The following is a 21,216-nucleotide window of genomic DNA, read 5'->3' on the forward strand; positions in this document are numbered from 1 at the left end:
CTCCCTTGGCGGGCTGTGCGGCCTAAACTGCAAGGCAACATGATGCACACCGAACTCCCACCCACCAGCCAACTCGAAGATGCGCTGGCCCTGCAGCGCCAGGCTTACCTGGCGCACCCGGTGCCCAGCCTGGACGAGCGCAAAAAAGACCTGCGCACGCTGCAGCGTTTTATCCGCGAGCACCAAGATGCTCTGGTGGCCGCCATCAGTGCCGACTACGGCCACCGCTCCCGCCACGAGACCTTGCTGGCTGAAGTGTTTCCGGCGGTGGACGGCATTGACCACATCATCAGTCACCTGCGTGGCTGGATGCGTGTGCAACGCCGGGGCCTGGACTGGCGCAGCTTTCTGGGTGCCAGCAACCGGGTCATTCCGCAGCCGCTGGGCGTGGTGGGGGTGATCGTGCCGTGGAACTTTCCGCTGAACCTGAGCATGGTGCCGCTGAGCTATATCTTTGCCGCTGGCAACCGCGCCATGGTGAAGATGAGCGAGAACTCGCGCCATCTGGCGGCCTACCTCATTGAGCACATGCCCGCCTACCTCCCCCCGGAAAAGCTGCAGTTTTTCGATGAAACTGGCGGCGTGGGCGTGGCATTTTCCAAACTCAAGTTTGACCATCTGCTGTTCACCGGCAGCGGCCAGACCGGCAAAGCAGTGATGGTCGCCGCCGCGCAGAACCTGTGCCCGGTCACCCTGGAGTTAGGCGGCAAGGCACCCGCCATCGTCTGTGACGACTTCCCGCTGCCACTGGCCGCCGAGCGCATCATGTTTGTGAAACTGCTCAACGCCGGGCAGATCTGCACCACGGTGGACCATGCCTGGCTGCCCGCCGCGAAGGTGGACGCGTTCGTTACCCTGGCGCGCGCGTTGGTGGCCAAGCGCTACCCAAGTTTGAGCTCGCCCGACTACACCGCCATCATTGACCAGCGCGCCTTTGAGCGCCTGCTGGTGGCCCTGGACGATGCGCGCAGCCGTGGCGCACAGGTGATCAGCCTGATGGACGGCCTGGCGTTTGACCGCGCCAGCCGCAAAATCGCGCCGCACATGGTGCTGAACGCGCCGCCACAGAGCCTGCTGCTACAGCGCGAGATTTTTGGCCCGATCCTGCCGCTGCGCACCTATGACCAGCTCGACGACGTCGTCACCAGCATCAACGCCGGGCCGCGCCCGCTGGCCATTTACCCGTTCAGCTATGACGCGACCAAGGTGCAGCACTTGATTGACCATGTGATGAGCGGCGGTGTGTCGGTGAACGACGCGCTGTTTCATGTGGGCCAGCACGATCTGCCGTTTGGTGGCGTGGGCGACTCCGGCATGGGCCACTACCACGCGCGCGAGGGTTTTGAGACCTTTTCCAAGCTGCGCCCGGTGTTTTATCAGACCCGTTTTTCCAGCCTCAAATTCCTCTTTCCGCCGTATGGCAAATTGGCCGATTGGGTACTGCGCTTTTTGATCCGTTAGCATCAAAGCATGTCCGATTTGGATTTATAGAAGAAAATGGCCTCTAGCCCTTATATTCAAAGCGCTAATAGCTATAAAAATAAGAGTAAATATGCCAACCATGATGTCGCCAAGTTCACCTGCCTGCGCGCCCGCTGATGCGGTTTTAAGGGTGGCTGGGCTGGGTTTTGCTTATCCGCAGCAGGTTTTGTTTGAAGCTTTTGGGGCGCAGATTCCGGGCGGCGTGACGCTGCTGCTGGGGTCTGACGGCAGTGGCAAAACCACCCTGCTGCGCCTGCTGGCAGGCGACCTGTCGGCCAGCACCGGCAGCCTGCAACTGCAGGGCACCAGCGCACAAGACCAGCCGCTGGCCTACCGCTCCCAGGTGTACTGGCAAGAAAGCGCGTCCCAGGCTTTTGATGCGCTCACTGCGCTGGCGTATTTTGAGCAGCAGCGCAAACGCTACCCGGCTTTTTTGCCAGCCAACGCGCCAGAGCTCCAGGCCTTGCTGGATGGCCTGTCACTGACCGAGCACCTGACCAAGCCGCTGTACATGCTGTCTACCGGCGGCAAACGCAAGGTCTGGCTGGCGGGTGCTTTTGCCGCTGGAGCCAAGCTGACATTGCTCGACGAGCCTTTTGCCGCGCTCGACAAGCCCTCTATCCGCTTCGTCCAGCAGCAGTTGGCCCAAGCCGCGCAGCAGCGCGAGCGCGCCTGGGTAGTAGCGCATTACGAGTCGCTGGACGACGTGCCGCTGGCGCTGGTGATTGATTTGGATGCCTAACGCGTTTTGCCCGCCGTGATTGAGGCCTTTATATGCCTCTAGCCCTTGTAGTTAAAGCGCCGATAGCTATCAATAAAATTCCATCAAGGCGCCAGGGCAGGGTCGGCTCGCCGCCTGCGCATCAGCAGCACAAACACCATCGCCCCGCCGTTCATCAGCAGTGCGTACACAACGCTGGGCGCACTCATGGCGGGTGAGGCCAGCAACTGCAGGCAAACAAAAATGCCCAGCGCCGAATTCTGCAAACCACATTCGGTGACGATGGCGATGCGGTCTGTGTGGTGCAGGCGCACCTGCGTGGCCAGCAGATAGACGCTGCTTAAAACCATCGCGTTCAGCAGCAGCGTGGCCGGGCCCAAAGTGGGCAGATGCACCCACAGCACCTCACGCTGGTCCCAGAAGGTGGCCAGCACAATCATGACAAACAGGCTGGTGGCCACTTTGGATGCATTGGGCAGCCCGCGTGTCACCATTCTGGGGAATTTCCAGCGCAGCGCCATGCCCAGCAGCACCGGTAACGTGGTCAGCAGAAAGATGCTCTGCACCATCGGTGCCAGCGGCAGCTGTGCGGTGAGGCTGCTGCCCATGAAATGCTGCAAAGACGCGTTGACGATCAAAGGCAGTGTCAGCATGGAGGCCAGGCTAGTGACTGCGGTCAGCGAGATTGACAGTGCCGTATCCCCGCGCGCCAGATGGGTGAGCAGCCCTGCACTGACGCCGCCCGGGCAGGCGGCCAACACCATCAGGCCGACTGCCATCACCGGGTCTAGCCCGGTTAGCGTGGCGACTGCAAAACCCGCCAGCGGCACCACCAGCATTTGCCCTGTCAAACCGGCCAGCAAGGCTTTGGGGCGTTGGGCCACGCGCCGGAAATCGGCCAGCACCAGCGTCATCCCGAGGTAAAACATGATGAAGGCCAGCGCCAGCGGCAGCAGCTTTTGAACAATCGCCGGGTTCACAAAAATACCCCGATAGACAGCAGTAGCCCCAGAAACAAGCCCAGTTTGGCGGTGGCCCCGAGCAGCAAATTAAGCTGCGCGCCAGAGGCTTCCCGGCGCAGCCGCGGGATCAATTTCAGCGCATAGGGCAGGGCCAGCAGGGTTAGCAAAGCGCCGGTGTGGGCCGACCACGCTACGCCAGCTGCCAAGACAAACGGCAGCAGAACCATAACGGCAAAGGCGCTGCGGGCGCCGGCATCGCCCAGGCGCGCGGCCAGGGTCTGACGGCCGTTGCGCAGGTCCGCATCGCGGTCGCGGTAATTGTTGACCAGCAGCACCGCGGCTGCGGGCAGGCCTACCACCGCACCGCCCAGCCAGGCGGACAGCGAGGCGCTGCCGCTTTGCAGCCAGTGGCTACCCGCCACCGCCAGCAAGCCAAAAAACACCAGCACAAACAACTCACCTAAAGCGGAGTGCGAGATCGGGTGTTTGCCACCCGAATAGGCCCAGCCCGCCAGCAGCGAGGGAACGCCAATCGCCAGAATCGGCCAGCCCCCTTGCCACGCCAAATAAAGCCCGAGCACCAAGGCCACGCCAAAACACCCAGCGGCAGCGCGCTTCACGCTGCCTGGGGTGGCCCAGCCGGCAGCGGTGACGCGCAGCGGGCCGATGCGGTCCGGGCGGTCAGCACCGCGCTCAAAATCAGCCACGTCGTTGTGCAGATTGGTGCCGATCTGGATCAGCAGGGCACAGGCCAGAGTGGCCAGAAATACCACCCACAGCGGTGCTGCGCCTTCGGCCCAGGCCAAGGCAGAGCCCAGCACCACTGGCACCGCGCCCATGCTCAGCGTGCGCGGGCGAATCGCCGTCCACCATACCAGCAGCCTGGACGTGCTTGTGCCCAGCGCGCGTTCAGTTTTCATGTGCACGCGACCCAAAATGCAGGGCAGCAATACCAAAAGAAAGGTTTTCCCAGCGAACGTCTTTAAAACCCGCCTGTAGCATCAGCGCGGCAAAGCCTTTTTGGTTCGGAAAGCGCCGAATCGACTCCACCAAGTATTGGTAGGCGATGGGCTCGCGTGCGACCAGCGCGCCTAGGCGCGGGATCACCAGAAACGAGTACAGGTTGTAAAACGGTGCCAGCCAAAAAGCCGGTTGCGAGAATTCCAGGCAGACAAAACGCCCGCCGGGCTTGAGCACGCGGTGAATTTCTGTCAGCGCCTGCTCCACATGCGTGGCGTTGCGCAGGCCAAACGACACGGTGAGCAGGTCCACACTGGCGTCTGGCAGCGGCAGCTGTTCAGCCTCACCTACCAGCCATTCGATGCCTTGCATGCCTGGGCGCTGTTGGCCCACCTGCATCATGGCCTGGCTCGGGTCGCAAACGATTACCTGGCGTTGCGGGCTGCGCAGCAGGCGTGCCACGTCGCCGGTGCCGCCCGCCAGATCAACCGTTTTGCCATGAACACCCGCCACACGGCGCGCCAGCTTGCGCTTCCAGAGCCGGTGAATGCCCATGCTCATCAGGTCATTCATCAGGTCGTAGCGCGGCGCCACCGCCGTGAACACCGTGCGAATGCGCTCGCGGCGCTGTTCTTGGTTCACCGCTTCGCGGCCAAAGCTGTGGTTGATGTCGTGTTCTTGGGTCATGGGGCTAAATGTCAGCGGTCAGTGCACAAAAGGAGCCCGGGCATCCGGGTGAGTGTGAGGCGCCAGGGCGCACGCTTTAGCTCACGCGAGTCAAAAGGTGTCAAGTTTAATTGACGATAGCGCGGCCCATCACCTCTTAAGGCATACCGATGGCCTGCAAGGAGGCTCGCCAGTTTCCCCAAGACGGCTGGCGGCACCGAGCGTCTTGCGCAATGGCATGCGGCGCAGACCCAAGCAGGCTAACGCCAGCGTATTCAACGCGACTTCAGGTGTTTACGAAGATCGCTGCATTCGGCAATGTGAAATACAAGGTGGCGCTTTTCTGGATCAGTGTGGACACGCATTGGCCGGGGAAGGGTGAGGCGGCTGAGCCAGATTGGACTGTGGCAAACCCATCACCGCCTGACTAATCCGACTGTGGGTGCACCACCTAGCCTCATTCGATAGAACTTCCTATCATTGACATCGATACGAACACAAGTATTGATTTTTAGGAGTGAAACCATGGACAAATTGACGACCAGCGAGCACGACGATCTCGCCAAGATGTTGGGTGCGCGCAAGCAAGTGATGCATGACGAAATCCGCACGGGGCTTTCCGGCCTGCGCGGGGAAACGATCGAGGACATCCTGGCTAACACCACGGATGCGGGGGATATCGCCTCGGCCAACCAGATGACCGAAGTCAGCAATGCGGAAGTGGCGCGCGACACCGCAGAGCTGCGCGACATCGTCGCGGCCGAAGCACGTCTCACCGATGGGACCTACGGCGTCTGTGTCGACTGTGATGAACCGATCCCCTATGCGCGTCTTGCGGCTTATCCGACTGCAAAGCGTTGTATTCGCTGCCAGGAAATCCGCGAGGAGAAAGGCTAGGCGGCATCGCACCGGTCACCGACGCTGCTGCGTATGCCTGTCGGTGCCCTAAGTGCCCAGAGCGATGATGCCCGTGTGGGCGACGTGTTGGGCTGCTCGTCAGCCAGTGGTGTTATTTGACCTTCCGGCGGTCCTGGCCTGCAGGTACGACTGCAAAGTCGACGGTCAAACGTCCGTAAAAAATCAGTACTGCCCTTCGGTCAGCGTATCCAACTGGAAGGTGCCGCTTCGGTGCCACAGCCAAGTGTCGGTGTAGGTGACGCGACCCATGCGCACCGGGGCGGGGTAGGGGGCGGCGGCGCGCACGGTGCGTTCGATTTCGGCGATCACCTCGGGGGCGTGGGTCGGGGCGCGCATCCAACTGGTGCTGGTGACGCGGCCACGGCCGTCCACCTCCACCTGCAGCACACCAATCGCGTACAGCAGTGGCGGCATTTTGCCGAGGTAAATGCGGTCGGTGTTTTTGCTGTACAGGTGGCTGGCAGCATCACGCCGGTAGGCGTACGGGGTAACCGCTTGCGACATCTTGTCTAACCCAGTAGGCGGCGCTATCACTACCGGAGCAGTTACGGGCTTTGCAGGGGGTGGCAGCGGTGTGGAGGTGCAGCCCCCCAGCAAAGCAGCAAAAGCTGAGGCCAGCGCCAGGCCCAATGTGGCCAGACGCGCGCGAGATTGTTGCAGCAAATTCATGGTGTGTTTTTTGTCTCTGGGTGTTAGGCCATGCGCGCATGATGCACGGCACGCAAAGCAACTCGTAATATGCCGCAAAAACGAGGTTTTAGGGAGCTGGTTGCCACGCCAACCAAGTAAGGATTTGTGACTTTGTTGGCGCTTAGTCAACGCGGGCGCCAGTGTCTTTCACCACCACCTGATACTTGGCGCGTTCACTGGCCATCAGGGCACCAAAGGCCTCGGGCGTGCTGGCTACCGGCTCGGCCATCAGGGTGGCAAACCGGGCTTTGGTTTCAGGGGCATTCAGCGCAGCGACAAAGGCGCTGTTGAGTTTGGTAATTACCTCTTTTGGGGTGCCCGCCGGTGCCACCAGGCCCCACCAGGTGTCTATGGAAAAGCCCTTCAGGGTGTCGGCTAGCGGCGGCACGCCAGGCAGCGCGGGCGATGCGGTCAGGGTGGTCACCGCCAGGGCCTTGAGCTTGCCGGCCTTGATGTTGGGGGCCGCGGTGGACAGGTTGTCAAAGTTGAAATCTACCTGGCCGCTGAGCAGCGCCAGCTGTGCCGGGTTACCACCGTTGTAAGGGATGTGCACGGCAAAAATCCCCGCGTCTTTTTTGAACATTTCACCGGCCAGATGCCCGGCACTGCCGTTGCCACCGCTGCCATAGTTGAGCTTGGCCGGGTTGTCACGGGCGTAGGCAATCAGGTCTTTGACACTGTTGATCTTCAGACGTGCGGCGGTGTCGGCATTCATCACCAGCACGTTGGGCACGCGCACCATTTGGGTGATGGGCGTAAAGTCAGTGGCGGCGTTGAAAGGCATCTTGGCGTACAGCCAGGGGTTGACCGCGTGGGTGGCGGTGGCGGCGATGCCAATGGTCAGACCGTCCGGTGCCGCTTTGGCCACCGCGCCAACACCAATGTTGCCACCGGCGCCGGGCTTGTTGTCGACGATGACGGTGCCCAGGCTGTCCTTGACGCGCTCAGCCAGCACGCGAGCGGTGATGTCCAGTGGGCCGCCCGGCGCATAAGGCACGATCAAGCGGATGGGTTTGTCCTGTGCCTGCGCTAGCGGCAAAACGGTGGCGGCAGCGAGGGTCAAGGCGCCAAGAAGGAAAGTGCGGGTGTGCATAAGTCGTCCTTTAAATTGCGTCAAAGGGTGTTGGCGGCCTTGTCAGCCTCGGAGGTAAACGCGTCGGCATAAAACTCGTCAACCGGCAAACCCGCCAGCAGGTAGTCGCGCTGTGCTGACGCCACCACGATCGGCGCGCCGCAGGCATACACCTGGCAGCCAGAGAGGTCAGGCACATCCTGCAGCACCGCCAAGTGCACAAAACCAGTGCGCCCGCGCCAGCCGTCCTCTGGCAAGCCGTCTGACACCACCGGTACAAAACGCAGGTTGGGCATCTTCGCCAACTGGGCGCTGACCCAATCGGTCATGTACAGATCAGCGGGCCTGCGCCCACCCCAATACAGCGTCACAGGGCGGGTGATGCCCTTGAATTGCATGTGCTCCAGCAGCGCCTTGAGCGGGGCAAAGCCGGTGCCTGAGGCCAGCAAGATGATCGGCTTGTTGCTGTCTTCGCGCAAGTAGAAGCTGCCATAAGGCCCTTCAATGCGCAAAATGTCGCGCTCTTTCATGCTGCCAAAGACCTGATCGGTGAAGAGGCCGCCCGGCATGTGGCGAATGTGCAGTTCCATGCCTTCACCCGCGGCCAGTAGGTGTGGCGCGTTGGCTATCGAATAACTGCGTCGAACGCCGTCTTTCAGCAAAAACTCGACGTATTGCCCGGCGTGAAAAGGAAACGGCTCGTTGGCGGGCAGTTGCAGCAGCAGGCGCATGACATCGTCAGATTTTTTCTCCATCAGCTTGAGGCGCGTTGGCAGTTTCTTGATGGAATAGGCGCCCTGGGCGGTGACTTGGCGCGATTCCAGCACCACATCGCTAGTGGCTGTGGCGCAGCAGGTCAGCACCATGCCCTGGGCTTCGTCGTCGTCGCTCAGGGCCTTGGCCTGATGGGGGCCGTGGGTGACGGTGCCACTGACTTTCTGGCATTTGCAAGAGCCACAGGCGCCGTCCTTGCAGCCGTAAGGCAGGTTAATACCCTGGCGAATCGCGCCAGCCAGCAGGGTTTCATCCTTTGAAGCGGTGTAGCTGCGCTGACTGGGTTCGATGGTGACGTGAAAACTGGAAGCGTCGGTAGCGGTGAGCGGCATGTTGTCGTTATCCTTGACACTGAGAACAAAACTGGAAGGACCGAATTTTGCCTGCATTGAAAAGCCCCCATTCCCTTTTATATGCCACCCGACCGGGTGCATTGCCCGCGCGCTTTCGCCGCGAGCGGTTGCTGCTGGTGGGCTGTGGCGACATCGGTCTGCGCGTGGCGGCACTGCTGCGCCCCCGGGCGCGGTTGCTGGCGCTGACCTCCAGCCCGGCACGTGTGCCAGAGTTGCGTGCGTGTGGCATCACCGCGCTACACGGCAATCTGGACGAACCCGCCAGCCTGCGACGCCTGAGTGGCCTGGCCAACCGTGTGGTGCATCTGGCGCCACCGCCAGAGGGCAACGACGGCGACCCGCGCACCAAGGCGTTGACACGGGCCTTGCGCCTGCGCAGTCCACCGCAGTCATTCGTCTACGGCTCCACCAGCGGCGTGTATGGCGACCTGCAAGGTGGGGTGGCTACTGAGACAAGAGCTGCTAACCCTTACACATCAAGGGCTAGAAGGCGAATTGACGCAGAAAACAGGGTGCGCCACTTTGGCCGCGCCACGGGCGTGCGCAGCGCCATTTTGCGCATCCCCGGCATTTACGCCCCGAACCGCGTGGGCGGCACACCGCGCGAACGCCTGCTGCGCGGCACGCCGATGCTGTGTGCCGCAGATGATGTGTACACCAACCATATCCACGCCGATGACCTGGCCCGCACCTGTGTCGCGGCACTTTGGCGCGGTGCGCCGCAGCGCATCTACAACACCAATGATGACAGCTGCCAAAAGATGGGCGAGTATTTTGAGATGGCCGCTGACCTGTATGGCTTGGCGCGCCCACAGCGGCTGACACGCGCTGAAGCCCAGCAACGCTTGCCGCTGGCACTGCTGAGTTTCATGAGCGAGTCCCGCCGCATGGACAACGCGCGTCTGAAAAAAGAGCTGCGCCTGAAGCTGCGCTACCCCACGGTGGCGCAGGGACTCGTTAGTTGACAAAAATGGCAAGTATAAAAGGGCTCCTATTCACATGCCCCATTCGAGATAGGCCACTCTCATCGACGCTTTAGAAGATGGGCTCCCGGGTTCGACAGCTATTTGCCCCCCGTCACCTCAATCCCCAGTGAAATCAACAGTTTTCTTCTCTAAAAATTCATTTGTGTAATGGCGCGATTAACGATTTATTTGTAAATTTGCTAGCCATGTCCTGTGATAGAGTAGTGGCGTGTTTATCAAAGTCACCCGCCGCGGTCCTAATCGCTACGTCCAACTCGTCGAGGCGTACCGTGATGCATCCACCGGTAGACCCAAACAACGCACTATTGCATCGCTGGGTCGCATCGACCAGTTAAACACCGAGCTCAATTCCGTCATTGCCGGCTTGCAGCGTGTCACGGGGCAAACCCCTGCAGCGCTTGCACCGGCAACACCACCCGTTCTCAGCTTTGAGGCCGCCCGTGATTTTGGTGATGTCTACACACTCACCGAATTGTGGAACGCTTTGGGTTTTGATGGCCTGCGCGGTGTTTTTCGCCACACCCGCCACAGCATTGACGTTGAAGCCCTGATCCGGGTCATGGTGTTCAACCGCCTGTGTGATCCTGACTCCAAGCTGGGCGTGCTGCGCTGGTTGGAAACGGTGGCTTTGCCGGGAACGTCACTGGAATCGATTGACCATCAGCACCTGCTGCGCGCCATGGATGCACTGGTCGATCACAAGGCAGAGGTTGATAACGTGATGGCCAGCTTGCTGCGCCCTCTGGTTGATCAAGACCTGGCCATGGTGTTTTATGACATGACGACCATTCGGGCTGCCGGTCTGTCTGAGCAGGAAGGGGACTTGCGCCACTATGGCATGGCCAAAGTAGGCGTGGTTGAGCGCCAGGTCATGCTCGGAGTCGTACAGACCTCAGAGGGTTTGCCTCTGTACCACGAGGTGTTTGACGGCAACACGGCGGAGGTGACCACGATCAAGGGTGTGATCGAGAAGATCGTGGCGCGCTTTCCCATCAAACGCGTCATTGCGGTGGCCGACCGGGGCTTGCTATCCACAGAGAACTTGGCTGATTTGCAGGAAATTGTTTTGCCTGGGGGCAACAAGCTCGAATTCATTCTGGCCGTACCGGGCAGGCGTTATGGGGACTTCGTTGAGCTGCTGGAGCCGTTTCATACAAAGCAGTGTTTACCCGCCAAAGAAGAAATTCTGGGTGAGGCCGCTTGGAACAAGCTGCGCTTGATCATTGCCCATGATCCACAGGTGTCGTTGGATGCGGGTGCCAAGCGTGACAAACGCATTAACGAGTTGAAAGCGCAAGCCGATCTGTGGGTGGGCAAGCTCAATGATCAGGATGCGGGTAAGAAAAAACCTGGTCGCAAGCTCTCTGATGGCGGGGCACGAGCCAAGTTTTACCGCGAGGTGTGCGAGGCCCATTTGGCGCGGATTGTGAAGGTGAACCTCAAGAGTGAGCTCTTCACCTACGACATTGATGAACGGGCTTTGAAGCACGCCAAGATGATGGACGGCAAGCTGCTGTTGGTGACCAATGCGCCAGACTTCACGCCCGAGGAGGTGATCAAGCGCTATAGGTCATTGGCTGACATTGAGCGCGGGTTTCGGGTGATGAAGTCTGAGATCGAGATTGGGCCGATTTACCACCGCCTGCCCGATCGGATTCACGCCCATGCGACCATTAGCTTTATGGCGCTGATTCTGTACCGGGTCATGCGCAGCCGTCTCAGAGACAGCAACACCAAGATATCACCAGAGCGCGCACTCGACAAGTTGCGCCGCATTCAGCATCAGGTGGTGAAGGTCAATGATTTGGAGCCCATTGCCGCGCTCTCAAGCATCAACCACGAACACGCGGAGATTTTGCAAGCACTGACGATCAAGAAACCGACCCTTCCCGCCCAGTTGACCCTTTTGTAGTGGCACACGCGCGGGGCGCACCTATATAAATCAACACGTTACAAATTTAACTGTCGAACTCGGGTGGGCTTTCTTGTAATTTGTCGGGTAGTCCGGACTGAACAGCACCGAATTATTCAGCCTGCTAGACCATGACGGCAAACTTCCAGACAAACAAGACGCGTCGAAGCACCGAGGTGTTAGCCTAACACTTGCCGTCGTGGCCGCGCCTGGTTGGATGCCATTCCAATAGGTTGGCCGGATGCGGGAACAGCGCGGTCTCTACCCCAGGCACGAATGCTGTCAATCTGCTCAGGAGCGGTTTTTGACAAAGGCACAACATTAATGAAACTGCGGCGAAATAGATCTGACGTGACCGCCTGTTACCGGCTGAACATCCGCGAGTGTCTAAACAGCGCTTATTGGCAGTTCTGATCAGCGTGCCGCAGCTGCCCTGCTGTCTGTCGGCTAGCCGGACAGTGGCTCAACTCGCTGGCGGTTCAGCGTTGTCCCACAAGCGCGCGCCTGCCACCTCAAGGTGCGTCAGGTAAACACGCACCTCGAATTCGAGCTGGTGGTAGCGCGGCTCCATGTAGTTGCAGAGTTGGTAAAACGCCTTGTCATGCGCGCGCTCTTTGAGGTGAGCGAGCTCGTGCACTGCGATCATTTTCAGAAACTCAGGCGGAGCCTGCTTGAACAAACTCGCCACGCGAATTTCACGCTTGGCCTTGAGCTTGTTGCCCTGCACGCGAGCGATCGTGGTGTGGGTGCCCAGCGCGTGCTGCACCACTTGCAGCTTGTTGTCAAACAGCACCTTTGCCAGTGGCTCAGCCCCGCGCAGATGCTCAGACTTCAGCGCCTGCATATAGTCAAACAGCGACCGATCGGTGCGCACGGCGTGGCCCTGCGGGTATTTGCGCAAGAGCCAGTCGGCCACCCGGTCTTCCTGCAGCAGCTTTTCCACCTGCGCTAGCGTGTCTGGCGGGTAGCCTTGCAGGTAGCGCAGCGCTGCGGCTACAGGTTGATTCAGTACTATATTCATAGCTACTAGCGCTTTAAACATAAGGGCTAGAGGCCATTTTGGCTTAAACTTCTCGACGCAGTGCTGGGAACAAAATCACGTCGCGGATGCTGCTGCTGTCGGTCAGCAGCATCATCAGCCGGTCCAGCCCAACACCGCAGCCACCGGTGGGCGGCATACCGTATTCCAACGCGCGGATGAAGTCGTGGTCGTAGTACATGGCTTCGTCGTCGCCACTGTCTTTGGCGGCCACCTGGGCCTGGAAGCGGGCGGCTTGTTCTTGCGCATCGTTCAACTCGCTGAAGCCGTTGCCGAATTCGCGCCCGGTGATGTAAAGCTCAAAACGCTCGGTGACTTCGGGGCGGTTGTCGTTGGCGCGGGCCAGCGGCGAGATTTCGGTTGGGTGCTCCATGATGAAGGTCGGGTTCCAGAGCTTTTCTTCCACGGTTTCTTCAAAGTAAAACACCTGCAGGCTGGGCAGGCTGCGCTTCGAGATGTGGTGCTTGGCCTCGGTGATGCCCAAGTTGGGCAACACGCTGCGCAGCCAGGTGGCGCTGTCCACCTTCAGGCCCGAGCCGTCGTCGAGCATCTGGCCGGCGTCGGTGTATTTGCAGATGGCTTCATGGATGGTCAGGCGCTCAAAGGGCTGTTCCAGATCGACCGGTTTGCCTGCGTAGCTCAAGTGCAGGGTGCCCAAGGCCTTTTGTGCAGCATCGCGGATCAGGGCTTCGGTGAAGGTCATCAAATCCTGGTAGTCCCAATACGCCGCGTAGAACTCCATCATGGTGAACTCGGGGTTGTGGCGCACGCTGATGCCTTCGTTGCGGAAGCTGCGGTTGATCTCGAACACGCGATCAAAGCCGCCAACAATCAGGCGCTTCAGGTACAGCTCGGGCGCAATGCGCAAAAACATCTGCTGGTCCAGCGCGTTGTGGTGCGTGGTGAAAGGTTTCGCGTTGGCGCCGCCCGGAATCGGGTGCAGCATCGGCGTTTCCACTTCCAGAAAGTCGTGCGCGACCATGAATTCGCGAATGCCGCTGATGGCTTTGCTGCGCGCCACAAAGCGCTTGCGGGTGGTCTCGTCGGTCATCAGGTCGACATAGCGCTGGCGGTATTTGACCTCCTGGTCGGCCATGCCGTGGAACTTGTCGGGCATCGGGCGCAGGCTTTTGGTGAGCAGGCGGATGCTGCTGGCATGAATCGACAGCTCACCGGTCTTGGTCTTGAACACTTTTCCCTCTGCGGCCACGATGTCGCCCAGATCCCAGTGCTTGAAGGCGTTGTAAAGCTCTTCGCCCAGGTCATCGCGCTTGATGTAGATCTGAATGCGTGCGGTGCTGTCTTGCAAGGTGCAAAAGCTGGCCTTGCCCATAACGCGCTTGAGCATCATGCGTCCCGCCACCTTGGCGCTGTGGCCTTGCTCTAGCAGGTCGTCGGGCGCGGTGTCGGCGTGGTCGGTGAGCAGGCTGGCGGCGTGGTGGGTGGGCTTGAAGTCGTTTGGGAAGGCAACGCCTTTGCCCTGCTGCTGTGCCTGGCGCAACGCGGCGAGCTTGTCGCGCCGCTCGGCCATCAACTGGTTTTCGTCTTGGGGCACGGGAGGTAGGAGGGGTTCGGACATGGCTGACAATCAAAAGGCGGGTGAAGGGTGGCGAAAGCCCGCACGCTGTTGGGGCCACGCAAAAAACCCGTTATTTTAAAGTGCCAGGGGTCGCTATCATTGACCGCTCCCTTCTTGATTGGCTTTTGCCCATGCTGTTCCAAATTGTCTCTTTGTTGTTGGAGGTGGTTGTCGCCATTCTGAGTGGTGCCTGCCTGTTGCGCCTGTACATGCAGTACCAACGCATCCCGATGTCGGCGCGCTCGGGGAACCCGTTGGGGCGCTTCGTGTTTGCCCTGACCGACTGGATTGTTCTGCCGCTGCGTAAAGTAATTCCAGCGGTGGGTGCGCTTGACACGGCTAGCTTGGTTGGCGCGTTTGTGCTGCAGTTTGCATCGTTTGGCTTGCTCTGGCTGCTGGTCGGCGGGGTAGGCGGATTTTTTTCCGTGCCGATTTTGGCCTTCTTTGGTCTGCTGCGCATGACGTTGTCAGCCATGACCGCCGCAGTCATCGTGTACGCGATCTTGTCCTGGGTGCAGACAAATTCAGTGTTTGCTGATGTGCTTGAGCGTCTGGTAAGCCCGGTGCTGGCACCCATCCGGCGGGTGGTGCCGCTGATTGGCGGGGTCGACCTGTCACCGCTGGTGCTACTGGTGCTGCTGCAGGTTGCTTCCATCGTGCTGGGAAGTCTGCAGGGTTGGGCGCTGCTGCTGTTTTGACGCGACGGCGCGTGCTTGCAGCTATCCTCGATGCTCAACAACAGGAGATAGATATGACGCAATCGTGGCTGCCCTCATTGATCACTGCCACGCCTCAAGAGGGTTTTGATCTGGTCATCACGCTCAGCCGACGCGGGGTCAAGTACACCCAACCAGACTCGGACAAGCTCATGGCGATGCGTTCGGCATATGCGGAATCTGCAGACGGGCTGACTGCAGCGTCACAAGTCATCGCCATCAACTTCCAGACGATATCGGCTGCCAACAACTATTGGCGCGGCTAGGCCATTGATGCCATGAAGCGCGCGGCGTCGAGGGGCGATGTCATTGATTCAATTCCCACCCCTGTCCAGCCACACCGTTCACGGTTGATGCGTGGGTTTCTGTGGACCGTTGGCAGCGTGTCGCTCATGCTTGGCCTGATCGGTGTGGTGCTGCCCGGCCTACCCACCACCCCCTTCATCCTGCTTGCCGCCGGCTGCTACGCCAAGGCCTCGCCTAAGCTGCACGCCCGTCTGCTCAACCACCGCTGGTTCGGGCCCATGCTGCGCGATTGGGACCGCGACCACAGTCTGACCCAGCGCACCAAGACGGTGGCGTTAGTGTCGATGACGCTGATGGTGGTCCTGTCGATCTGGGGCTTTCAGGGCCGACCGTTACTGCAAGGCGTGCTGCTGGTAACTGGCATCATCGGAGCTGTGGCGGTGCTGAGGATTGCGACGCGCCGATGACGATCCGCCAGCCATTGTTTTCTCCGGGCACCCTGGGCTGGATTACCCCGTTCCTGTAGCGCTGCGACAGATGGCATCTTGTCGCCATGCTTACAAAGCGTTTACGGTCTGGTAGCAGGGATGCAGCCTTTACAGCCTGCGCCAGGCTTAAGCTTCTCCCCAATGTCGGCGCTGTGCCGATTGCACTGGAGGCAATCAAAATGGCAGTGGATCGAAAAACCTTGGACAAGGCCGTTGGCGGCACCTTACTGGTGGGTGTGCTTGGCTTTCTCGTTCTGAGCTCACCTTGGACTTGGTCGCTGACCCATCCGGGCCGAACGCTGCCCGACTTGGCTGGCGCAGATCTGGCCAATGGACGCAATGTCTTACTGGCGTCGCATTGCGCGAATTGCCATGAGAGCGCTGGACAGAACAACGACACGCTGCTCGGCGGCGGTCGCAAACTCGACACCAAGTTCGGGGTGTTTCACATGCCCAACATCTCCCCCAACAAAACCACAGGCATCGGCAACTGGACTCTGGAACAGTTTGATCGCGCCATGCGCGAGGGCGTCGGTCCCGGAGGTATCTTTCCCGACGGGCGTAACCTGTATCCGTCATTTCCCTATACCTCTTACCAGCGCATGACCGGCGAGGATGCGCGCGATTTGTACGTCTCCATGATGAGTCTGGCACCGGTCAGCCATCAGGCGGCTGATCATGAGTTGAAGCTCCCCATCAACCTGCGCCGCGGCGTTGGGGTGTGGCGCTTGGCGTTCCTGGATGGCAAGCGCGGGGAAGAGGGCCCGTCTCCCGAGGGGGTTGATGTGGCACTTTACAAACGCGGTGAATACTTGGTGGAAGGCGCGGGGCACTGCGCCTAATGTCACTCGCCACGCAATTCCATGGGCAACATCATGAAAGACCAGCGCTACGCTGGCGGAACCAATCCGCAGGGTGACGGCTATTTCCCGAACATCACGCCGGATGAAACCGGCATCGGTTTCTGGTCTGTGGCGTCAATCAGCAACTACCTGCATTGCGGCATTAGCCCAATCGGGCGCGCCTCAGACGGCGATATGGCTGAGGTGGTCAAAAATACCTCGTGCTTGCCGCTGAGCGATATTCAGGCCATGGCGGTGTATCTGTAGCACGTCTTGGCGGTGGATCGACGTGCCCCAGGCTTGCCCGTGCCAAACCGGACCGAAACTTTGGCGATGTTGAAAAATGCGGTCCAAGCCAAGCCCAACCTGCCGACCTCGCCTGCCTCGGCCATCAGTGGTGATGCACAAGCCCCGGTGGTTGCGGCTAAAAACGTCTGGCTTGAGGCATCCGGCATCGGCGGATCGACGCCAGAACAGGGCAAGTTGCTCGGTGGTGCGCAGGTGCGCATCGCTCAGCGCGATGGCGACAAATTGCAGCTGGTGCTGAAGGGCTGGCAGATGGAGGAAGCGCCGTCAATCGTCTGCCAAGCCAAGGGGCATCAGGTGATGCCGGCAGTCTTGTCCGACGCGGTGGCGGCCACTGTCCAGCGCGGCACGCCGGAAACCGAACCGGATACCGGCCAGTCCTGGGTGCCCGTTGAAATGACGCTGTGGTCGAACGTTTCGGACTTGAATACAAACCGTCAAGCGCTCTGGGATTACAGCAAGGACTCTTATCAGAAGGCATGCGCCGGGTGCCATGTGCTGGCGCAGAAGACGCACTTCACGGCAAAGCAGTGGATCGGCACCATGAAGTCGATGAAGCGTTTCACCTCATTCACCGATGACGAATATCGCCTGATCCAGGCGTATCTGCAGAATCACTCGAAAGACCTGGGTGGTGGCATCAAGGGGCCAGTGCAAAGACTGGCAGCACCGACAACGGCGCGCCAGAGGCCGCCGATCTTGCCTTCGTGGCTAAGTGGCTGGCGCAGCAATTCCAGAGCGCGCCCTTGCGTCGCACGCCTGCAAGCCATGCGCACGACGCAAGGGCTGGTGGCCCTGCAATAGATCGCAGAGACGCTCGATCAGCCGGCTGTAACGCAGGCAATCTGTGTCGACCTAACCGGTGGCACGCCCGCCGATATGTCTGTGATCCTGCAGCGTCGTCACGCAGCCTTGTTTGAAGGCATCTTTCGCCACCGCAGCGTTGCGCCGAATGCCAGCGTGTGGGATGGCACGGGGCGGCAGTTCGGGCCTGCGGTTGAGCGCATGCAGCAGCTACTGCGCGACCTTGACGTGCGTGTAGCGTGCGATTGCAAAGAGCCGGCTGACCATGTCGCCCTCGAACTGGTGGCACTTGCACAGGCGTTACGGCAAGGCCGCACGCAGAGCATTCAGGCCCTGCTATCTGAGATGCAAGGCTGGACGGCTGGTTTTGCGCCGGCATTGATTCGCGCCGATGGCAATGGCTTCTACGGGCAGGCAGCACAGTTGCTGACCGCACTGCTGGAAAAGATCGCTTTGAAACCGTCACCGCAGCTACCAGGCGTCATGGATTCGCTGTATTCGGAATCGCGTATCCGTTATCCGATGGTGCGTCGTGCCTGGCTGGAAAAAGGCCCCGGGGCCGATCCCGATGGTCGAGGCAAAGGCGATTTCGTCCGCGTCAGCTGGGACAAGGCCATTGAGTTGGTGGCGGGCGAACTGGTCCAGGTGCGAAAGACCTACGGCCAACAGGCGGTATTCGCGGGCTCCTACGGCTGGAAGAGCCCAGGCAAGCTGCACAACTGTCAGACGCTGTTGCGGCGCATGCTGAACCTCACCGGTAGCTTCACGAACAGCGCTGGCGACTGCTTGACCGGGGCTGCGCAGGTGATCCTGCCCTACGTGTCCGGCTCGATCGAGGTGTATGAGCAATGCACCACTTGGAAGAATCTCGCGGAAAACTGCCAACTGATGGTGCTTTGGGGATGCAATCCCATTAACAATTCGCAGATCTCCTGGCAAATCGCTGATCACGGCGCCTGGCCCGGCATCGAGATGGTGAAAAAAGCCGGCACCAAGGTGCTGTCCATCGACCCGCTACGTACCGAGACTTGCGAAGCCCTGAATGGCGAATGGCTAGCCCCGCGCCCGCACACCGACGTGGCGATGATGCTCGGCATCGCCCACACGCTGTATGTCGAGGGCCTTCACAACCAAAAATTCCTGAACCGCTTCACCACAGGTTTCGACAAGTTCTTGCCTTACCTCCAGGGCACGAGCGACGGCACGCCGAAAACGGCCGACTGGGCGGCAAATATCTGTGGCATTTCTGCCGACACGTTGCGCGACCTGGCACGTCGCTTTGCCAAGAACCGCACTATGCTGGCGCTAGGCTATTCGACCCAGCGCCAGCAATTCGGCGAGCAGGTTCACTGGATGCTGATCACGCTGGCTTCAATGCTCTGGCAGATCGGACTGCCGGGCGGCGGCTACGGGCTGAGTTACCGCTATTCGTCGGGCGGCGCACCGACGCACACCACCCCCATTCTGAAGGCCATCGACGATGCCTCAGGGCAGAGTCAGGCGCAGGCGGTCTAGCTGGCAGGGGGCGGTGCGGTGTCGATTTCCGTCTCGCGTTTGTCTGAGACGCTGCTGAATCCTGGCAAGACCATGCAGTTCAACGGGCATCAGCTGAAACTGCCGTTAATCAAACTGGCTTACTGGGTGGGCGGGAACCCGTTCTCTTACCAGCAAGACCGCAACGAGATGCTGCGCGCGTGTCGCGAACTCGACACCTTCATCGTCCACGATGTGCAATGGACCGCATCGGCTCGCCACGCCGATATCGTGCTGCCTGCCACCACCTCTTACGAGCGCAACGATATCGAGCAAGTGGGCGACTACGCCATCAGCCACATCGTGGCGATGAAGAAGATCGTCGAGCCACTGTTCGAGGCACGCAGCAATTTCGACATTTTTGCCGACATCGCGAAAAAACTTGGCAAGGGTTATGCGTTCACCCAGGGTCGCGACGAGATGGATTGGACCCGCGGCTTCTACGAAGCGGCCAAGATCGAATCCCGCGCCAAAGGGATGGAAATGCCAGTCTTCAGTGTTTTCTGGAACAGCAACAAGCCGTTGGCATTTCCCCTGAGCGACGCGCAGGCAGACTGTGTGCGCCACGCCGATTTCCGCGCTGACCCGCTGCTTAACGTATTGGGCACGGCCTCGGGCAAATTCGAACTCTATATCAGGGCGATTGAGAAATACAACTATGCAGACTGCCCGGCGCATGCCACCTGGATCGAACCCATTGAGCGCTTGGATGGCCCTGCCACCAAGTATCCATTGCACGTCGCAGCCAACCATTCGCAAATGCGCCTGCATTCGCAGTTGTGTGGCACCGTTAATCGCCAGAGCTACGCGATCGCCGAGCGTGAACCGTGCGTGATGCATCCTGACGATGCGTAGGTGCGCGGGCTGTCCGATGGCGATGTGGTGAGGGTGCACAACAACCGTGGGCAGATTCTGGCGGGCTTGAAGATCAGCAAAAACATCCGCCAAGGGGTGATCCGCATCAACGAAGGTGGCTGGTTCTACCCGTTGAACCCGGGAGAGATCGGTAGTCTGTGCCGTTACGGCGACGTCAATATCTTGATGACCGGGCTAGCGACTTCGCGCCTCTCTCAAGGAAACTGCGGTCATACCGGTAAGGCCGAGGTTGAACGCTTCAAAGGCACACTACCGCCGGTGACGGTACTCAGCCAACCGGGCTGACTTTCGGCCCGTCCATCAACCGACTGCATCCGCGCTTTGCCGCGTCAGGATGGCCAGCGTGTTGGCGATGGTTGCACGCAGTTCGCGGCGGTCGCAGATCAGGTCGACGGCGCCTTTGGTCTGAAGGAATTCAGCACGCTGAAAGCCCTCTGGCAACTTCACACGCACGGTAGATTCAATCACCCGCGGCCCGGCAAAACCAATCAGTGCCTTGGGCTCGGCAATCACCACGTCACCCAGAAAGGCAAACCCGGCGCTCACACCGCCCATGGTTGGGTCGGTCAACACGCTGATGAAGGGCAGGCCTTTTTTTGCCAGATGGGTGAGTGAGGCGTTGGTTTTGGCCATTTGCATCAGGCTCAGCAAGCCTTCTTGCATGCGCGCGCCACCTGTGGCTGTGAAGCAGATAAACGGTACTTTTTGCTCGATGGCGCTTTGCACACCGCGTGCAAAGCGCTCGCCCACCACGCTGCCCATGCTGCCGCCCATGAATTCAAACTCGAAGCAGGCCACCACCAGGCCAATGCCCATCACCGAGCCGCCCATGACCACCAGCGCATCGGTTTCGCCGGTGTTTTCCATGGCTTCTTTGAGGCGCTCAGGGTATTTGCGGCTGTCTTTGAACTTGAGCGCGTCCACTGGCAGCACTTCCTGGCCAATCTCGTAGCGGCCTTCGTTGTCCAGAAAGAAGTTGAGCCGCGCACGCGCGCCAATGCGGTGGTGGTGGCTGCAAGTGGGGCAGACGTTCTGGTTTTGTTGCAGATCGGTCTTGTAGAGCACGGTTTCACAGGCCGGGCATTTGATCCACAGTCCTTCAGGCACCGTGCGCCGGTCTTTGGGGTCGGTTTGCTGGATTTTGGGGGGAAGCAGTTTTTCGAGCCAACTCATAGGAGTCTCCGGTCAGAGGGATAGGGTTGCCGCATTTTCCGTCATTGCGAGGAGCGCAGCGACGCGGCAATCCATGGGTTCTGAGGGCATGGACTGCCGCGCTGCGTTCGCATTGGCA

At 60.0% G+C, this 21,216-nt stretch carries 23 protein-coding genes; 14 read left to right on the plus strand and 9 right to left on the minus strand.

What is annotated here, in order from left to right; all coding sequences use genetic code 11:
* Positions 1-15: 15 nt before the first annotated feature.
* The gene (locus tag BLL52_RS09715; RefSeq protein ID WP_075586480.1) at positions 16-1,461 is read left to right on the plus strand and encodes a coniferyl aldehyde dehydrogenase; all 1,446 of its coding nucleotides are present in this window, start codon (positions 16-18) and stop codon (positions 1,459-1,461) included.
* A gap of 91 nt (positions 1,462-1,552) precedes the next feature.
* Positions 1,553-2,224, plus strand: coding sequence for an ABC transporter ATP-binding protein (locus tag BLL52_RS09720; RefSeq protein WP_241839104.1), 672 nt, complete (start codon positions 1,553-1,555; stop codon positions 2,222-2,224).
* Between the two features lie 83 nt (positions 2,225-2,307).
* On the opposite strand, the gene BLL52_RS09725 is transcribed toward BLL52_RS09720, so the two are convergent.
* The 3 genes from BLL52_RS09725 to BLL52_RS09735 are packed head-to-tail and all read right to left on the minus strand — an operon-like array spanning position 2,308 to position 4,812.
* Positions 2,308-3,183: a bile acid:sodium symporter family protein gene (locus tag BLL52_RS09725; RefSeq protein ID WP_083633886.1), complete on the minus strand. Its 876-nt coding sequence runs from the start codon at positions 3,181-3,183 to the stop codon at positions 2,308-2,310.
* On the minus strand, positions 3,180-4,085 hold the full coding sequence (locus tag BLL52_RS09730; protein WP_075586481.1) for a 1,4-dihydroxy-2-naphthoate polyprenyltransferase: 906 nt from the start codon (positions 4,083-4,085) through the stop codon (positions 3,180-3,182). The genes BLL52_RS09725 and BLL52_RS09730 overlap by 4 nt, the downstream gene beginning before the upstream one ends.
* Positions 4,075-4,812, minus strand: a complete 738-nt coding sequence (locus BLL52_RS09735) for a class I SAM-dependent methyltransferase (protein WP_075586482.1) — start codon at positions 4,810-4,812, stop codon at positions 4,075-4,077. Before BLL52_RS09735 ends, BLL52_RS09730 begins: the two co-directional genes overlap by 11 nt.
* Before the next feature lie 504 nt (positions 4,813-5,316).
* Here BLL52_RS09735 and BLL52_RS09740 point away from each other — a divergent pair.
* Entirely contained in the window at positions 5,317-5,688 is a 372-nt protein-coding gene (locus BLL52_RS09740) for a TraR/DksA family transcriptional regulator (RefSeq protein ID WP_075586483.1), read from the plus strand.
* A gap of 183 nt (positions 5,689-5,871) precedes the next feature.
* Here BLL52_RS09740 and BLL52_RS09745 read toward each other — a convergent pair whose 3' ends face one another.
* The 3 genes from BLL52_RS09745 to BLL52_RS09755 all read right to left on the minus strand — a co-directional run bounded on the left by BLL52_RS09745 (position 5,872) and on the right by BLL52_RS09755 (position 8,577).
* A complete protein-coding gene (locus BLL52_RS09745) occupies positions 5,872-6,378 on the minus strand; it encodes a hypothetical protein (protein WP_075586484.1) in 507 nt (168 codons plus the stop codon).
* Positions 6,379-6,520: 142 nt separating this feature from the next.
* Complete coding sequence (locus BLL52_RS09750; RefSeq protein ID WP_075586485.1) at positions 6,521-7,492, minus strand: Bug family tripartite tricarboxylate transporter substrate binding protein; 972 nt, start codon at positions 7,490-7,492, stop codon at positions 6,521-6,523.
* Between the two features lie 20 nt (positions 7,493-7,512).
* Positions 7,513-8,577: a CDP-6-deoxy-delta-3,4-glucoseen reductase gene (locus BLL52_RS09755; protein WP_075587175.1), complete on the minus strand. Its 1,065-nt coding sequence runs from the start codon at positions 8,575-8,577 to the stop codon at positions 7,513-7,515.
* A 47-nt stretch (positions 8,578-8,624) separates the two neighbouring features.
* On the opposite strand from BLL52_RS09755, the gene BLL52_RS09760 reads away from it, so the two are divergent.
* Positions 8,625-9,563: an NAD-dependent epimerase/dehydratase family protein gene (locus BLL52_RS09760; protein WP_083633887.1), complete on the plus strand. Its 939-nt coding sequence runs from the start codon at positions 8,625-8,627 to the stop codon at positions 9,561-9,563.
* 229 nt (positions 9,564-9,792) lie between these two features.
* Positions 9,793-11,496, plus strand: coding sequence for an IS1634 family transposase (locus tag BLL52_RS09765; RefSeq protein ID WP_075586487.1), 1,704 nt, complete (start codon positions 9,793-9,795; stop codon positions 11,494-11,496).
* Positions 11,497-11,959: 463 nt separating this feature from the next.
* Here the strand turns inward: BLL52_RS09765 and BLL52_RS09770 are convergent, their stop codons facing one another.
* Entirely contained in the window at positions 11,960-12,517 is a 558-nt protein-coding gene (locus BLL52_RS09770; protein WP_075586488.1) for a YgjP-like metallopeptidase domain-containing protein, read from the minus strand.
* A 43-nt stretch (positions 12,518-12,560) separates the two neighbouring features.
* Entirely contained in the window at positions 12,561-14,114 is a 1,554-nt protein-coding gene (gene lysS, locus BLL52_RS09775; protein WP_075586489.1) for a lysine--tRNA ligase, read from the minus strand.
* Positions 14,115-14,245: 131 nt separating this feature from the next.
* On the opposite strand from lysS, the gene BLL52_RS09780 reads away from it, so the two are divergent.
* From BLL52_RS09780 to BLL52_RS21390, 9 genes are all read left to right on the plus strand, one after another.
* On the plus strand, positions 14,246-14,812 hold the full coding sequence (locus BLL52_RS09780; RefSeq protein WP_075587176.1) for a YggT family protein: 567 nt from the start codon (positions 14,246-14,248) through the stop codon (positions 14,810-14,812).
* A gap of 53 nt (positions 14,813-14,865) precedes the next feature.
* A complete protein-coding gene (locus BLL52_RS09785; RefSeq protein ID WP_075586490.1) occupies positions 14,866-15,096 on the plus strand; it encodes a hexameric tyrosine-coordinated heme protein in 231 nt (76 codons plus the stop codon).
* An 87-nt stretch (positions 15,097-15,183) separates the two neighbouring features.
* Positions 15,184-15,543 carry a YbaN family protein gene (locus BLL52_RS09790; protein ID WP_075586491.1) on the plus strand — a complete coding sequence of 120 codons (360 nt, stop codon included), beginning with the start codon at positions 15,184-15,186 and terminating at the stop codon, positions 15,541-15,543.
* A gap of 200 nt (positions 15,544-15,743) precedes the next feature.
* Positions 15,744-16,406 carry a c-type cytochrome gene (locus BLL52_RS21005; RefSeq protein WP_198930622.1) on the plus strand — a complete coding sequence of 221 codons (663 nt, stop codon included), beginning with the start codon at positions 15,744-15,746 and terminating at the stop codon, positions 16,404-16,406.
* 21 nt (positions 16,407-16,427) lie between these two features.
* Positions 16,428-16,673, plus strand: coding sequence for a hypothetical protein (locus BLL52_RS21010; RefSeq protein ID WP_075586493.1), 246 nt, complete (start codon positions 16,428-16,430; stop codon positions 16,671-16,673).
* A 60-nt stretch (positions 16,674-16,733) separates the two neighbouring features.
* Positions 16,734-17,516 (plus strand): hypothetical protein, encoded by a 783-nt coding sequence (locus tag BLL52_RS21015; RefSeq protein ID WP_198930623.1) that lies wholly within the window; start codon positions 16,734-16,736, stop codon positions 17,514-17,516.
* Between the two features lie 75 nt (positions 17,517-17,591).
* The gene (locus BLL52_RS21845; RefSeq protein WP_338065732.1) at positions 17,592-19,031 is read left to right on the plus strand and encodes a molybdopterin-dependent oxidoreductase; all 1,440 of its coding nucleotides are present in this window, start codon (positions 17,592-17,594) and stop codon (positions 19,029-19,031) included.
* A gap of 18 nt (positions 19,032-19,049) precedes the next feature.
* A complete protein-coding gene (locus tag BLL52_RS21850) occupies positions 19,050-19,904 on the plus strand; it encodes a molybdopterin-dependent oxidoreductase (RefSeq protein ID WP_338065733.1) in 855 nt (284 codons plus the stop codon).
* Entirely contained in the window at positions 19,905-20,210 is a 306-nt protein-coding gene (locus BLL52_RS21390; protein WP_241839106.1) for a molybdopterin dinucleotide binding domain-containing protein, read from the plus strand. It abuts the gene before it with no gap.
* Positions 20,211-20,225: 15 nt separating this feature from the next.
* Here BLL52_RS21390 and accD read toward each other — a convergent pair whose 3' ends face one another.
* Positions 20,226-21,098, minus strand: a complete 873-nt coding sequence (accD, locus tag BLL52_RS09820) for an acetyl-CoA carboxylase, carboxyltransferase subunit beta (RefSeq protein ID WP_075586495.1) — start codon at positions 21,096-21,098, stop codon at positions 20,226-20,228.
* Positions 21,099-21,216 lie beyond the last annotated feature (118 nt).

The organism is Rhodoferax antarcticus ANT.BR (assembly GCF_001938565.1).
GTDB classification, from domain to species: domain Bacteria; phylum Pseudomonadota; class Gammaproteobacteria; order Burkholderiales; family Burkholderiaceae_C; genus Rhodoferax; species Rhodoferax antarcticus.